The following is a 15,280-nucleotide window of genomic DNA, read 5'->3' on the forward strand; positions in this document are numbered from 1 at the left end:
GTTTCTCTTTACTCTAATAATTCTATTCGATGGTTTGAAGAAAAATAACTTTATAGTTTGACTGTTTCTTATAAATCATTTATACTTAAAAGGAAGTATGTTCTATAATTTAAGGAGGAATAAAAAATGGCCTTTGATGGACTGGTTTTATATACATTCGTAGAAGAAATGAAAGAAAAACTAATTACGGCCCGGGTTGATAAAATCTACCAACCTGATCCATATCTAATAACCATAACTCTGCGCGGACGTGGAAAAAATTTGAATTTGCTGCTTTCAGCAGATCCCCAATATGCCATGGCCCATTTTACAAATGAAAAATTTATCAATCCTCCTCATCCTCCCGCTTTCTGTATGCTTTTACGTAAATATTTAATCGGTGGGCGAATTATAGAAATAGATCAACCCGGCTTTGAACGGATTCTCACTATTACAATTCAAAATCGCAATGAAGATGGTAAGATAGTTAAATATCGCCTGATTGCTGAATTGATGGGAAGACACAGCAATATTATCCTCCTTTCGGAAGATAATACGATCCTTGATGGAATAAAACGGATTCCATCCAGTATAAGCCGTCATCGTGAGGTTTTACCTGGGCGCCCCTATATTGCTCCACCTGCCCAGGATAAAGCCAATCCTTTAATGGCTGAAGAGTCTTCCTTTAAAGCCTTGATTCAGTTAGAACCAGATGTTAAACTATTTAAGGCAATTATGAATAACTATCGCGGCATAAGTCCACTAATTGCAAAGGAGATGGTTATAAGAGCTGATTTTGAACTCAATGTTAGAGTGAAAGATTTAAATCCTGCTGATCTGGATCAAATATGGCATTCCTTTAACCGGTTTTTTACCGATCTTAAGGAAGGGAATACCTCTCCAACCTTGATTGAAGATAAATCCGGTAATATTGTTGCTTATTCATGTTTTCCTTTAAAACAATATCAAAAAATGGTAGAAAAATCTTTTCCAACCATGAGCCAACTTCTAGATTATTATTTTGAAAATAAGATCAAAAAACAACGATTAAATCAACTCTCCTCTGATCTGAAAAGAACCATTGATAATCTACTAAAAAAAGACTTAAAGAAATATGATAAGCTTATTGATCAGTTAAATAAAGCTCAAAATGCTGATGACTATCGTATTAAAGGAGAATTAATCACTGCCAATATGCATCAGATAAAAAAAGGAATGAAAGAATTTACCTCTATCAATTACTATGACCCGGAATTGAAAGAGATTACTATTGAACTTGATCCAGCTCTTTCCCCTCAGAGCAATGCCCAAAAATACTTTAAACGCTATAATAAACTTAAAAACAGTATTAAATATATCAAAAAAGAATTGGCCAGTTTAAAAGATGAAATTGAATACCTGAAAAATGTAGAATTAAGTTTAGAGCAGATAGAATCAAAGCTAGATCTAGAAGAAATTCGTGAAGAATTGATTGAGGAAGGTTATATAAAAAAACCCCCTAAGAAAGCTACCCCTAACCAACATCAGCTGAAGAATAAACCGATGAAATTTAAAAGTTCCGACGGTTTTGATATCTTGGTGGGACGCAATAACCGCCAAAATGATAGATTGACAAAAAAAATTGCCTCCCGGGAAGATCTCTGGTTCCATGTCAAAGAAATTCCCGGTTCTCATGTAGTCATCCGGAATCATGATCGGCGGGATATTCCTGAAAGAACTCTTCTAGAAGCTGCTACCCTTGCTGCCTATTTCAGCAAGGCCCGGGAATCAACCAATGTCCCGGTTGATTATACTCAGATTAAATATGTAAATAAACCTAAAGGAGCTAAGCCTGGGATGGTCTTTTATGAAAATTATAAGACAATTATCGTAAATCCTGACGAGAAGTTAGTGGAAAAATTGCGAATAACATAAATTCATCTCTGGCCCATAAGAACAAAATGTCCTTACAAATACTGAATCCCATTAACTGCAAAGAACTAATTTTTCACTTCAGAAAATTTTTTATTTCGCTCAAAATTAGTTCTTTACAGTTTATGCTAAATATTATCTATAAACTGTGAAAATTATAATTTTCCGAATATCAAAAAACTCTCCTGAATAGAAAAATTCAGGAGAGTTATAAATTTGTTTGTCAAATCACTGAAATCAATCTCTAGATTTTTGAAATGAAAAATTAACTTTTTTCAGTAATCAAACCATCATGAATTTTAACCACCCATTCACACCATCTTGCTACTCGCTCATCATGGGTTACAATAATCACAGTACAACCTCTCTCTCGCAACCCTGCTAAAACTTCTAGTACTTCCTCTTCAGTCTCTGAATCAAGGGAACCAGTTGGTTCATCTGCTAAAATTAATTCTGGCGAATTAGCTACAGCCCTTGCTATTGCTACTCTTTGTTTTTGACCTCCTGATAACTGGGCAACCTTACGATATGCCAGATCAACCAATCCAAAAGAATCCAGAACATCTATTGCTTTATCTTTAATCTCCTTTAAACTTAAATCCCAGTTATATAATAAAGGAATAGCTACATTTTCCCAAACAGAATAATTTAACATCAACCCAAACTCTTGAAATACAAAACCAATCTTTTGGTTACGGATTTGCGCTAAATTTTTCTCATCTTTCCAGTCTATCTCCTGTCCATCAAGTATATAACTTCCAGCAGTTGGATAATCTAAACATCCAAGTATATGTAATAACGTGGATTTACCAGAACCTGATCGCCCAATAATTGCTAAACTTTGTCCTTTTTCTATTTTAAGGTTTATTCCTTTTAATGCTTTCACCTCTGAAGATAATCCCTGATTATAGATTTTTTCAATTCCATTCAATTCTATAAAACTCATTCTTTTCACCTCGTCTAATTTTTTGTTCCTCTAATCAAATTGACAGGACTTTCCCTTTTTAATTGCAATATAGGAGCTATTGTAGTTACCATAAGTATTCCCAGAATAATAAGTAGGGCCATTCCTATAACATATTTATCAACAATAAAATATGGTAAATACTTTTCTAAAACCGGAATACTATCTACTACCTTCAATAAAATAATAGCAATTGTTCCTGGTAAAAAGACCAGAAAAAGACTCTCGATAAATACAATAATCAACAACTCTCTTTTTCTAGCTCCACAGGCAAAATGAATTCCAAATTCACGTTTCCTTAACAGAATAGATAATGCATTTACCCCACTAAATCCAAATATAGCTAAAATCATAATAAGCCCACCAATAATGAAAATTCTTCTAATTGGTTCCTGTCTATTACGATAAAAATCTTTTAGCATTTTAGAAAAAGGCTGGACTTCTACTCCATACCGGGACAAAGCCTCTTTCCATTGAGGAACAAGTTGGTTGAATTCTTCTTTAGTCTTTACAGAAGTCCAGATTCCTCCAATATACATAGTACTTTTAATATAATCAGGAAGATAATCATTTTTGGCCATTATAACAGCAAAATCTATATTTGGTAATACTCTATACAAATCACCCTCCCAATTACTTAAATAATAAGTTCCTTTTTCAATAACCCCTGTTACTTCATAACAGTACCCAGCTGATTTGCCACCCATAAGTTCATCATAAAAAACAGTTCCTGGAATTAATTTTTCGCCCAATTTACTTCCTACCAATACAGGAATTCGTTTTAAACATATAGACCTTCCTCTTAATAAGGCGGAAGCATAAGAAGAAACTGAATCAAAATCAACTGTAATAATAGAGTTAAAATCATAATTAATACCCTTTACTACCTTCAAAGGTAACAACTTTTTCATGTTTTCATCAATTGCATAATAAGGAACACGTCCAATTCCATCAATCTCGAGAACACCTCTAGCAACAAGACCAATATATTCAATTCCTCTAAGATTTAATATAGCCTCATATACTTTTTGACCCAATTTTATTTGCTCATCAACTTTCCCATAATTGAATAAAGAAGATAAAGAAGAAAAATTAATAAATTGATTTAATTTCATCTCCTCAGAAAGAGTTTGATAAAATGTAATTCCCCTAAATAGTGCTAAAGCAAAAATGATAGCCACAAACCCTGCAAGAAGCTGCATCATAGCAACTCTATTCTGCCAACTTCGATTGTAAAGATTTTTCCAGGCAATATAGACTAGCCGCATTTATAACCACTCCTCATTCCTGATTTGCTCAACAGGAGCCATTTTAACTGCATAAAAAGCTGGTTTCAAACCACCTAAAATACCTCCAAAAAATGCTATTCCAAAAGAAATTAGTATTTGAACAAAAGATAATGTAATATGAAATTCATATCGATTTAACAAATCAAAAGTTACCCAATATAAAAACAGAGCCAACACAAAGCCTCCTATAACCAGAAAAAGATTCTCAATAATAATAAGTTTTATAATATCCGATTTTCTGGCTCCAAAAGCCATCCTTATCCCTATTTCTTTGCGTCTTCTCATAATTCCAAAATAAGATATAGTTGCCATATTTATTGTAGCCAATATAAAAATACCACAGACAACCAATAACGCAAAAGAACCTACAAGCCACATTTCCATAAGACTATCTTTATACTTATCATAACTACTGACTATTTCAAATTCAGAGTTCCCAGCATACTGAGCTACAGTCTCCTGTAAATTTTTGTATTGATTTGCTTTAAGACCTTTTTTAAACCAGATATTGAGTTGAATATTATCTAGCATTTGGGATAAATCAATTATCTCAAAAAAAGCCTTTAAAGGAATATAAATTACTGGTTTTTCATTATCGATAACCCCAATTATTTCTCCATATGTTCCATAATACTGAATTTGTTGACCTATTATTTGCTCTGTTAAAAAAGGTAATTGATTTAAAAGTCTTTTACTTAAAACTATAACCAATTCTTTGTGATTCATTTCTTCAAAAGTAAAAAATCTTCCTTTTTCTACCTGATAAATTTCCGATACATTAGGAGACATCCAGAGACCTCCCACTATTTCACCATAATCTAATGGAATTTCATAAAAACATTCTATTTTCTCTATATTAGACCATTTTTTTAATTGATCAGTAAGACCCTGTAAATCAGCCGGTAATCCATTATTATTTAAAAATTCAACAACATAACGTCCCAATAAATTCCCAAAATAATTTTTTCGCATCTCTGCCCTTTCAGCTTCAAACATTCCTATAACTGTTATAACGGAATATAAGGCAACTGCAAAACCTAAAATAATGATAATACTATACCAGGGCTCATACTTAAACTGCTTTTGTACATTTCTCCATCCAACAATTACTATACGTTTTATACTCATAAAAAACCCCCTACTTTTTCTCAACTATTAGACTAATTTTATCTGAAGTAATAATAAAAGGAAATTTTTTGCTATTAAAAACATTTGAAAAAACTATAGCAAAAAATTCATAGATACCAGCTTCTTTGGGTGCAATAAAATCAAAAGAAAAATCAAAAATTCCAGAATTCTCTGCATCCCAAAAAACAACTTCATTCTCATCTAATTTGATACTTTTATAATCTAGAAAAACCGAGACTGCATAGTTTCCTTTGGGAACTGCTGCCTTTAAAACCATAGATAACTTTTCTCCAGGTTGTGTACATATTACTTGGGGTTGGTAATTTAAAGTTGTTACTCCTGAGGGACCTACTACTACAAATGTAGACTCAATATCAGCTTTCATAAACCTGGCATTCTTTTTTTGAAAATTAAAATCCATATTTTTATCTTCAACATCTGAAATTTGTAATATTATTTTATACTTATTGGTAAAAAAGGAATATATTCATCTGATTTATATCCATGTTCACCCACACGTCGTGCAACAATAAACCATAAATCATTTTACCTTCTTAAATATACTTTAAAAAACATCTAAGAATCCCAATACTCGTGAGATTTCTTAGACACTTTCTTTCTAAACAAAATTTTATTATTATTTGTCAGAATCATTTAATTTTTAATAATTTTAAGACTAACTTAAGAAATAGTCTATAATTGAATGCTAAAATCATAAATTAATATAATCACTATTAATAATATAATTTTACTACAAAAAGCTAATTTTTCACTTCAAAAGAAATTTTTAGAACCATCTAAAGTTCGATTTCAGTCGAAATAAGGCACACTAATCAATGGGCCCTCCTAACCCTTGATTAGCTCATCACATCCTGTGATGAGACCTTATTTCGGCTGAAATCTCACTAAGATGGTTAAACGAAAAATTTCTATATCGCTCAAAATTAGCTTTTTGCAGTTTAATCATAATATTACTAAGATACAATGCAAAAAAACATTATCTAAAATAGTTATTTTTTTATGCTCTGTCTATAACTAATTTTTAAAATTAAAAAATAAACTGACCCGATCAAACCTGTTGTATAGGTTACAACAAATTTAACCGCGTCAGTCTGTCCCGTTAGCGGCCTGAAGCACTAAAGAGATTTTGTTCTAGATAATGCAAAGTTTCTTCTAAATTTCGACCAGAATGGTATTCCCGAATAACCATCTCAAAGAAATGGCGAATCTTTTTAAGAGCCTCTTTTGTGGTTAAAAATTTAGCTACCGGCTGCCCAAGATGGGGGTGTCGGCCTAATCTTCCTCCTATTAACAATCTGATTCCTGTCTTCTCAATACTTAAAGCACCGCTAGAACAAACCCGGGCACAATCTCCGCAGGAAAGACAGCGCTCATGATTTAAACTAAATCCTTCTTCTGTCAACAAAATAGCATCCTCCTGACATACCTTAATACAGGACCCACAATGTGTACACTTTTCTGGAACGGCACGCAAAGAAACTACCCCTTCAAGACCGATATCTTTAATCTGCGGCCTTGAACAACCATTCACACAGCCAGATATAGAAATCCGTAAAAAAGGATGAGAAACATTTTCACATGATAAACAATCTTTTAACTCATTTATTAAATCTAATTGATCCATTAGATCCAGAATTTCCATTTCCAGGTCTTTAGGATCAACTACACCTTTAGGACAACCTAAAAGACTACCTCGACAAACTTCAATTTTAACCGGCTCAGTAAGGTTAGCAATTAACTTTTTGGCCAATTTCCCCATTATAGATTTTCCCATAACTTACCTCACCTCCCTATACATTCTATAACTTTTAAGAGTATTTGTACAGGGTTTTAACATAATTTTTCGAAAATTTTTTTAGAAATTACCCTATATTAATCCAACTTTCCAATTCAGAAGGCTTAAGAATGGTAATCCGATCACCTTCCAATTCAATAATCCCCTGCCTACGGAATTTAGATAAAATACGGGTGATGGTCTCTCTGGTTGTACCGATCATATTTGCCAGATCTTGACGGTTCAATTTCAATTGAAAGCTAATTTTATCTCCATCTTCCTTCCCATAGGTTTGAGCAAGACGTAAAAGCAAACTTGCAGTTCGTGAATGGGCATCAAAAAGTCCCAGTTCCTTAATCTTCATCTGGGCTTCCCTTAAACGTTTATTAAGAAGCTTTAAGAGTCTTATAGCTAATTCTGGCTGTTCCATAATCAATGCTTCAAAATCCTTCTTTTTGATCATCCCCACACAGGCATCTTCCAAAACCCGGGCAGTGGCAGGATATGCTTCATCAGAAAAGATAACAGCTTCTGCAAAGACAGCACCGGGTTCAATTAATTTCAAAATCTGCTCTCCTCCTTCGGGAGTAATCTTAGAAATTTTAACTCTACCGGACTTTAAAAAGAAAAAAGCCTCCCCTGGTTCTCCTTCAAAGAAAATAATACTTTCTTTTGGGTAATAACGTTCACTGGCCAGATTAGCAATTCTGGCCAGGTCATCTTCATCTAGAGATGCAAAGAGATGAATATTATGTAGATATTTTGCATTTTCCATAGAGATCGTCTCCCTTAAAATTAAAAGATAATTTTTTTGATTCGCTCTTCCTCAGTAATAATATGATCTCTGGTAAAATCGTATGCATAACATGCTCCATTAACCATTTTAGTCATTAAAGCACCTTTAGCATTGGGGTTACCCTTTAGATGAGGAGCATCTAATAGTCCAATCTTAATAGCATGAGCAAGATTTTCCGGGTCAGTAAACGGATCATCTTTGCTTCCGCTAGCTTGTCCTAATTTTTTGATGGCATTAAGGAGAACCTGTGCTTCATTTAATAGTTCTTTTTTCCGTTCCTGAACACGCGGATCACAGGTCATATCAGGCAAGCCAAAGAGACAATTCTGGATTACCTGGCGCACCATCTTACAACTTTCGATGATATCATCGGGTGTGGCTGCATGATCTGCTTCACAATAAGCAACAACATGGACAATATCAGGCTTAAGAGCCATTGCCAGGTAAGTAGACGAATTAAGTTGTCCTTTTGCCATATCCATGTCAACAGGAAAACTGGAAAGACCTGCTCTAACTTGAGTATAAACTTTAAAATTTTCATCTTCTAAAGAAGTTATCAGCTCTTTTTTCGCCAACATCTTGGCTAAATCCATTACTCCAGAAGTTCCCGGAGGAGTATTAAACATATATTGGGCAACATAATCTTTAACACCCATCTTTTTAGCATTATAAGCAGCCAGATAAGCCATCACCACAGCAATGGTATCATGGGCATCCCTGAGACTCCAATGGTGGGCTTCATTTACTTCCACAGGAATATTCCTTTCACCATGCCATTTCATTACCTGCTGGTTTTCTGCAATAGCAGCAGCAACTGGTCTTGGCCCGCGCCCATCAAGTTGATTATACCAGCTTAAAGGTACAGCACACCAGGCATTATTGATTGTCTCTTTTAGCATCTCTGCCATCTTTAAAAGATCCCTTGTACCGCTATAGCATCTTAAAAGAGGATAATTACCGCGGCGGGAAGCTTTATAGATTGCTCTTAAATCATCTTCAGTACGAATAGGTACACCCCCGGCCCCTGATTGTTTAGGATCCATCTCTTCCGGACGGAAGAAAGATTCTTGAGCATTTTGATCTGGGCCAAGTGAGATGACATCCAATACTTTTGCTTCAGCAATCTTTTCAATCCCAGCTATGGTTTCCTCCAAAGAAGGTAATCCAAAATGATGCCTGATTACAGGAAAAGGAGCTTTTGCTTTAATTCGGTCTACAAGATTGTCTGGATATGATTCAGCTCCTTCTTTTCTATCCTCACCTTTTAAAAAGGCAATAATTTCATCTAAACCTTCTTCACCGGTAAAAATACGTTCAAAAAGCCCCACTTTGGCGGCCTCTTTAGCAACAGGGATTGTTCCTCCAAAAATATAGCGTGGTTTAGTTAAACCCGCTTCTAAAACAGCATTTTTTAACTCATTGAAAAGTTTAAAACCGGTCTCCGGTGTTAAGCGATAACCAACTGCCACCATTTCAGGTTCACTCTCGATAATAGCACCAATCAAATCCTTGATTGATACAGCAGGTCCTAAAAACTTAGTCCGATATCCAACATCTTCTGCTAAACGTAAAAAATTGAGAACGCCACCCACATGAACACAATTACCCAGGGCGGCGCCCAGAATTAGTGGTCTCAATTATCAACCCCTCCTTCACGTTCACGAATAATATGACCTAAATCTACCACTCTTTCCACTTCGGATCCAACAGTAAATCTGCTTACCTTAGATGGACGACGTACTTTTACTTTACCTGTTTCAACATAACTCTGAATCTCTTTTACTGTCATTCCTGCAAGACCTAATTTCTCTACTGTACGTCCTATAGCCCAATAATCCCTTTCATGTAAGAGGCACGCCATATCAATTATAGTATTAATAGCTGGGGTTGGAACTCCTAACATCCTACCTAATGAAGAAATAGGTACAAGACTCATGGGCACATCTTCATAAATATATCTATGATCAATAGTAGCCGGTGCTTTAATACCATCATACTGACGATTATTTTGAAAGACTTCATATAAAGTATTACCCTGAACGCCGTACACTTTACGCATCCAATCACGTGCAGTTAATACATCTACACCCAAACGCAATGCTACTGCCATCCGTTCATCATCAACCATCTGGGCAAAACGTGCAACTGACGGACTTATACCCTCATGATAATAAGTAAAATCTCCACGTGTCGATTCAATCCGTCCTACATTAAGGATAGTAGGTACTGGATGAAAAACAGCTCCAATATTTTCTAGACTGGTCTTGAGAATATTTTTCGCAGGGGTAAACTGAGGAAATACACGGTGAAGCTTGTTATAAACTACTGGGGTATCTACAGCAGGAAAAGCGGCAATGGGGACTATATTCTTTAAACCAAAAATTCTGGCTTGTGCAGGCCCAATTACCCTGCTAGCATAAAGGAAGGTCTGAGTTTCTGCAATATAGCATTTCTTTTTAAAACCTTCCTCTTTCAAAATTTGAGCAAATTCTAGTGCCCCACCCGTTCTTCCTGGATTGAGCACCACAATTTGCCCATCCTCAAGAACCGGTACCAATGCTCTGGCAAAAAACTCGTGAGCTGTCGCTGGTGTTACAATCATAATAATGTCAACACCAGCAATTGCCTGCCGCAAATCCGTGGTCACTTTTTTCAACTTACCAAAACCATTGAAAACACCGCTTAAGTGAATTCCGCCTATTTTACGAACTGCTTCAATTCTCGTTGCAGTTTTGTTAAAAAGATTCACCTCATAACCCATAAGGGCAAGATGAGCAGCCATTGCCTGTCCTCCATGTCCCGCACCCAAAACAGCAAACTTTGGCTTACGTTCAAAAAACATTTAAATCCCTCCTTTTTATTCGATATACCGACCTCCTTAATAGCTAGAAAAAATTATTTGACATAATATTATTATACTACACTTCGCAAAATGTATCAAATACTTCTTAGATAATACCCATATGATTAAACTGCAAAAAGCTAATTTTAATCGCTATTAAAATTTTTCGTTAAACCACCTTAATGAGATTAAAAAGAATGGCCTCATATGAGGATGTGATGAGTTAATGTTCGAAAAATTTCTTTATAAAGCGAAAAAATTAGCTTTTTGCAATAAAATCCTATATAAAAATAGATAATTCCCCTAAAAAATTATATGTACAGATTAAGAAAAATAGAATATCTTTTCTTTAAAAATTATATAAAAATTATTGGCTCTCCGTCAAATGTTGTGAAAGATAAGTTGGCTCCGTTGAATTGATTGGTAAATTGATTTTGAAATAAACATTTAAATTTAATAACTTAACATTGCATTAAATACTCTTCTCCTTAGATTCATAACATTTGGAACACCATATCCAATCCTTTTGATCAATTTAATCTTGTTATTGATACCCTCAGCAAAGCCATTGGTTATCTTAGTCTTAAAATAATTTAGTATTTTTTCTTCCCATCTTTGTATTATCTTTTTTACCTGGTAAAAAGGCATCAGCTTGCTTTTTATTACTTCTTTATACCACCTTTTTAGAGCTCTGGTGGCTTCTTTCACATCATCTAGCTGCAATAGGTCTCTGAATTCCTCTTTTAATTCCCAGGCCTTTTCTAGAGCTGGACTGAGTTCAAATAATTTGATGAGCTTTTCATGTTCTTCATCTGTCAATTCTTCAGCTCGTTTTTGGAGTAATAAACGACTTTGAAAAAACTTTCTTCTCTGATGATTATTTACTGTTTGTTGAACTTGTTTTCTAACTTCATCAAGGGCTCTGTTCATTAAAGTTACAAGATGAAATTTATCTATAACAATTTTTGCATGAGTAAATGCTGCATCTGCTACTGCTTTGAACGGCCGCCACATATCCATAGAGATCGATTGAATCTGTCGTCTTTGTTCATCTTCCCAACAATTAAAGTAGTCAATTAAATCATCCTTTTTGCGAGTAGGTAAAATGTCAATTAACTCCCGATTAATTGGATCTGTAATGCTAACTCCATATTTATGGCGTTTTAAAACTGCAAATTCATCGATACTGATGGCTTTTAATTGACTAAGTTTTGAAACTTGTTGTTTAATGAGAGGGTCAACTACTTTTTTAACTGCATTATTAACAGCTGTATAACTTAACCCGTTTTCTCTAGCAACTTTAGAATAATCCTTGCTGACAGTTTCTTTAGCAAGATATTTATCAAAGCGTTTGGTTTTACGGGCATATTTATCAATACTTTCATATTTTTCAGGGATACCCCTCTTATGACAATAAGGACAACGATATCTTTTCTTTAGAAGTCTAATGATTACTAGTTTACCTCTTATGGGGATGTCTCTAATATTTTGCCATTTTGTATCATGGATTTTATTAGTGATATTACCACACTGAGGACACACAATGTGATTTTTCTTTGCTTCAGCGATAAAAATATATCTGTCCTCCGTTGAAATAATTTCAGTTGCAATAATGTCTGGCAAATCAAGAAATTTTATGATATTATTATATTGCATTTGCTGGACTCCTTTCTTTGGTTTTTAGTTCGCAACTAATTAATTCAACGGAGCCAGCAAATGCCTTTTTATTTTTTATAATTTTTTCTTCACAACATTAATTATAGACCCAAATTATTTTAACAAATAAGAGAGAGTCCATGAGGACCCTCTCCTTTTAAGATTATTCTTCTTTTTCAGCTGCCCGAGCAGCAATAATTTCTTCAGCCTGCTTTTCAGGTACTTTTTCATAATGACTGTACTTCATGGTAAAGGTACCCTGTCCACCAGTCATAGACTTCAATTCAATAGCATAATTCCAAATTTCAGCTAAAGGAGCCTGCGCACGGATTAACTGACCATCTTCACATGGTTCCATACCCAAAATTTTACCTCTCTTACTGGTCATATGGCCCATAATGTCACCCATCATCTCTTCCGGAACGATTATTTCAAGTTCCATAATTGGCTCAAGGAGAATCGGCTTAGCCTGTTCCATACCTTTCTTGAAAGCTTTAGAAGCGGCAATTTTGAATGCCATCTCAGAAGAGTCTACTGGGTGATAGGACCCATCATAAACCACGGTCTTAACATCTACAACTGGATAACCGGCCAGTACCCCTGCCTCCATAGCTTCTTTAACACCTTTCTCAACAGCAGGGATATATTGACTTGGAATAGCACCACCAAATATTTCTTCATCAAATGCAAAACCTTCACCTCTTGGCAGAGGTTCCATTCTCATTAGAACGTGTCCGTATTGACCTTTACCACCGGTTTGTTTCTTATATTTTTCTTCAACCTGAGTTTTTACAGTTATGGTTTCCCGATAAGGAATCTTAGGAGCACGAATTTCAAACTCAACATTGAATTTCCGCTTGATAATATCGCGAACTACTTCGATATGCTGTGAACCCATACTCTTTACGATTAACTCTTTAGTTTCAGTGTTATGCTCTACCTCAAAGGTTGGATCCTCTTCAGCATATTTGTTAAGAGCAGTACCTACCTTCTCTTCATCTCCCTCTTTCTTCGCATAAACAGCTACAGAATACATTGGTTCAGGGAACTTAATAGCCGGATATTGTATTGGAGCATTAATATCACAGAGAGTATCACCAGTTTCTGTTACACTTAATTTAGCTACAGCAGCAATGTCTCCGGCAATTACTTCAGTCGTTTGCTCCTGTTCTTTACCCTTCATAAAGTATACTTTACCAACTTTTTCTTTTTGGTCTTTGTTTACATTAAAATATTCAGTATCAGAACTAAGTTTACCAGAGAGAACTTTAAAAATACTCAACCGGCCAACAAATGGATCTACAATAGTCTTAACAACAAATGCACTCATTGGAGCATTTACACTAATCTCGCGAACCTCTTCTTCTTCGGTACCTGGTTTAAAACCTTTTACTATACCTTTAGCATTTGGAGCAGGCATAGTTTCAATGATATAATCCATTAAAATTTCAACACCAGTACAGGTAGTAGCTGCACCTGCGAGAACAGGAACAACCTGACTGTTTTTTACAGCTTTGCCCAATACTGGAATTAACTCTTCGTCGGAGAGAGGCTCTTCTTCTAAATATTTCATTAATAATTCATCATCAGTCTCTACTAATGCTTCAACTAACATCATCCGATATTCTTCCATATCGTCCTGAACTTCGGCAGGAATATCGGTAGTTTCTTTAATAAGTTTACCTTCTTCATCATAATAATAAGCTTTTTTCTTCAAAATATCAACCACACCTTTGAATTCGGTGGCAGCACCAATTGGAATCACAACAGGTACTACATTTTGTCCGAAGTTTTCTTGTAATTCATCAATTGCCTTTCGAAAGTCAGCACTTTCGCGATTCATCTTGTTGACAAATACAATCTTAGGCAATTCATATTCGTCAGCCATCCGCCAATATCTCTTTGTATCAATTTCAACACCAGAAGCTGCACAGACTAAAATGATTACACCATCAGCAACACGTAAACTACCACGAACGTCACCGATAAAATCACTGTAACCAGGTGCATCAATAATGTTTATCTTATGATCTTTATAAAGAACAGGCAAATAAGAAGCATTAATTGAAACCTTACGATTTTTCTCTTCAGGAGTCCAATCAGAAGCAGTTGTTCCATCATCTACTTTACCTAAACGACTAACTACTCCACATCTGTAGAGCATAGCTTCTGTTAAGGAAGTTTTACCAGCTCCGCTATGAGAAACGAGAGCTATATTTCTAATTTGTTCAGTTTTCTGTACTTTCATAAACTTTACCACCGTCCTTTTTTAATTTGAAAGTTCAAAATATTATAATTGTTAAACTTGTACAGTGATCAAAGAGAACCAAATAAAAGATAAAATCTTTCCCCCTTCCCTTCATTATCATAAGCTAAATTTTTTAAAACATTGACCTCCGGTCCAAAGTAAATATAGCTGAAATTTTTCGATAATTTAATATTCGGGGGAGTATGCTATTTTTCCTGCTTATATTTACAGAATTCTTTTAATTCTCCGTCATAAAATATGTCAATTTACTTCTTACGTGTCCAGCGTTCCGCATCCCGTGTTCGGTACTTATCCATCATCTTTTTAAATGCATCTTCTAAGTCAATATCCATCGAGTTAGCCATACAACAAAGGATAAAGAGGATATCAGCCAGTTCCAATGCTAGATTACCTTCTTTTTCTGTGGGCTTTTTAGGTTTTTCACCAAAAAGATGATTTATTTCCCGGGCCAGCTCTCCCACTTCTTCAGTTAACCGGGCCAGCATAGAAAGCGGATGCCAGTAACCCTCTTCAAATTGACTTATCCAACGGTCAACCTCAGCCTGAGCCTCTTTTATCTCCATACTTTAAAATGACCCCTCCTCTCCCACTTTAAATTATCCCAAATTTTATCAATAAATTTATAGTGGTATTTAAATTTCAGATGATATT

At 35.0% G+C, this 15,280-nt stretch carries 12 protein-coding genes; 1 reads left to right on the forward strand and 11 read right to left on the reverse strand.

Features of this window, described 5'->3' with window-relative positions:
• The first annotated feature begins 126 nt into the window (after positions 1–126).
• Positions 127–1,893, forward strand: coding sequence for an Rqc2 family fibronectin-binding protein (locus BBF96_RS06020; protein WP_127016313.1), 1,767 nt, complete (start codon positions 127–129; stop codon positions 1,891–1,893).
• A 262-nt stretch (positions 1,894–2,155) separates the two neighbouring features.
• Here BBF96_RS06020 and BBF96_RS06025 read toward each other — a convergent pair whose 3' ends face one another.
• From BBF96_RS06025 to BBF96_RS06075, 11 genes are all read right to left on the reverse strand, one after another.
• Complete coding sequence (locus BBF96_RS06025; RefSeq protein WP_127016314.1) at positions 2,156–2,836, reverse strand: ABC transporter ATP-binding protein; 681 nt, start codon at positions 2,834–2,836, stop codon at positions 2,156–2,158.
• Between the two features lie 14 nt (positions 2,837–2,850).
• Positions 2,851–4,122: an ABC transporter permease gene (locus BBF96_RS06030; protein WP_127016315.1), complete on the reverse strand. Its 1,272-nt coding sequence runs from the start codon at positions 4,120–4,122 to the stop codon at positions 2,851–2,853.
• Positions 4,123–5,271: an ABC transporter permease gene (locus tag BBF96_RS06035; protein WP_127016316.1), complete on the reverse strand. Its 1,149-nt coding sequence runs from the start codon at positions 5,269–5,271 to the stop codon at positions 4,123–4,125.
• Positions 5,272–5,281: 10 nt separating this feature from the next.
• On the reverse strand, positions 5,282–5,656 hold the full coding sequence (locus BBF96_RS06040; RefSeq protein WP_127016317.1) for a hypothetical protein: 375 nt from the start codon (positions 5,654–5,656) through the stop codon (positions 5,282–5,284).
• Between the two features lie 735 nt (positions 5,657–6,391).
• On the reverse strand, positions 6,392–7,066 hold the full coding sequence (locus tag BBF96_RS06045) for a 4Fe-4S dicluster domain-containing protein (protein ID WP_127016318.1): 675 nt from the start codon (positions 7,064–7,066) through the stop codon (positions 6,392–6,394).
• A gap of 88 nt (positions 7,067–7,154) precedes the next feature.
• Positions 7,155–7,841, reverse strand: coding sequence for a Crp/Fnr family transcriptional regulator (locus tag BBF96_RS06050; protein WP_127016319.1), 687 nt, complete (start codon positions 7,839–7,841; stop codon positions 7,155–7,157).
• 20 nt (positions 7,842–7,861) lie between these two features.
• A complete protein-coding gene (locus BBF96_RS06055) occupies positions 7,862–9,499 on the reverse strand; it encodes a cobalamin B12-binding domain-containing protein (RefSeq protein WP_127016320.1) in 1,638 nt (545 codons plus the stop codon).
• A complete protein-coding gene (locus BBF96_RS06060; protein WP_127016321.1) occupies positions 9,496–10,704 on the reverse strand; it encodes an NAD/NADP-dependent octopine/nopaline dehydrogenase family protein in 1,209 nt (402 codons plus the stop codon). The genes BBF96_RS06055 and BBF96_RS06060 overlap by 4 nt, the downstream gene beginning before the upstream one ends.
• 453 nt (positions 10,705–11,157) lie before the next feature.
• Positions 11,158–12,360 (reverse strand): ISL3 family transposase, encoded by a 1,203-nt coding sequence (locus BBF96_RS06065; protein WP_081499421.1) that lies wholly within the window; start codon positions 12,358–12,360, stop codon positions 11,158–11,160.
• A gap of 163 nt (positions 12,361–12,523) precedes the next feature.
• On the reverse strand, positions 12,524–14,608 hold the full coding sequence (gene fusA, locus BBF96_RS06070; RefSeq protein WP_127016322.1) for an elongation factor G: 2,085 nt from the start codon (positions 14,606–14,608) through the stop codon (positions 12,524–12,526).
• 266 nt (positions 14,609–14,874) lie between these two features.
• The gene (locus BBF96_RS06075; protein WP_127016323.1) at positions 14,875–15,192 is read right to left on the reverse strand and encodes a nucleotide pyrophosphohydrolase; all 318 of its coding nucleotides are present in this window, start codon (positions 15,190–15,192) and stop codon (positions 14,875–14,877) included.
• Positions 15,193–15,280: the final 88 nt, after the last annotated feature.

This window comes from Anoxybacter fermentans (assembly GCF_003991135.1).
In the GTDB taxonomy this organism is placed as follows: domain Bacteria; phylum Bacillota; class Halanaerobiia; order DY22613; family DY22613; genus Anoxybacter; species Anoxybacter fermentans.

Coding starts and splice junctions, on each gene's coding strand:
- BBF96_RS06025 (WP_127016314.1), bottom strand. CDS start 2,836: ATGAGTTTTATAGAATTGAATGGAATTGAAAAAATCTATAATCAGGGA.
- BBF96_RS06065 (WP_081499421.1), bottom strand. CDS start 12,360: ATGCAATATAATAATATCATAAAATTTCTTGATTTGCCAGACATTATT.
- BBF96_RS06060 (WP_127016321.1), bottom strand. CDS start 10,704: ATGTTTTTTGAACGTAAGCCAAAGTTTGCTGTTTTGGGTGCGGGACAT.
- BBF96_RS06030 (WP_127016315.1), bottom strand. CDS start 4,122: ATGCGGCTAGTCTATATTGCCTGGAAAAATCTTTACAATCGAAGTTGG.
- BBF96_RS06050 (WP_127016319.1), bottom strand. CDS start 7,841: ATGGAAAATGCAAAATATCTACATAATATTCATCTCTTTGCATCTCTA.
- BBF96_RS06035 (WP_127016316.1), bottom strand. CDS start 5,271: ATGAGTATAAAACGTATAGTAATTGTTGGATGGAGAAATGTACAAAAG.
- BBF96_RS06040 (WP_127016317.1), bottom strand. CDS start 5,656: ATGAAAGCTGATATTGAGTCTACATTTGTAGTAGTAGGTCCCTCAGGA.
- BBF96_RS06045 (WP_127016318.1), bottom strand. CDS start 7,066: ATGGGAAAATCTATAATGGGGAAATTGGCCAAAAAGTTAATTGCTAAC.
- fusA (WP_127016322.1), bottom strand. CDS start 14,608: ATGAAAGTACAGAAAACTGAACAAATTAGAAATATAGCTCTCGTTTCT.
- BBF96_RS06020 (WP_127016313.1), top strand. CDS start 127: ATGGCCTTTGATGGACTGGTTTTATATACATTCGTAGAAGAAATGAAA.
- BBF96_RS06075 (WP_127016323.1), bottom strand. CDS start 15,192: ATGGAGATAAAAGAGGCTCAGGCTGAGGTTGACCGTTGGATAAGTCAA.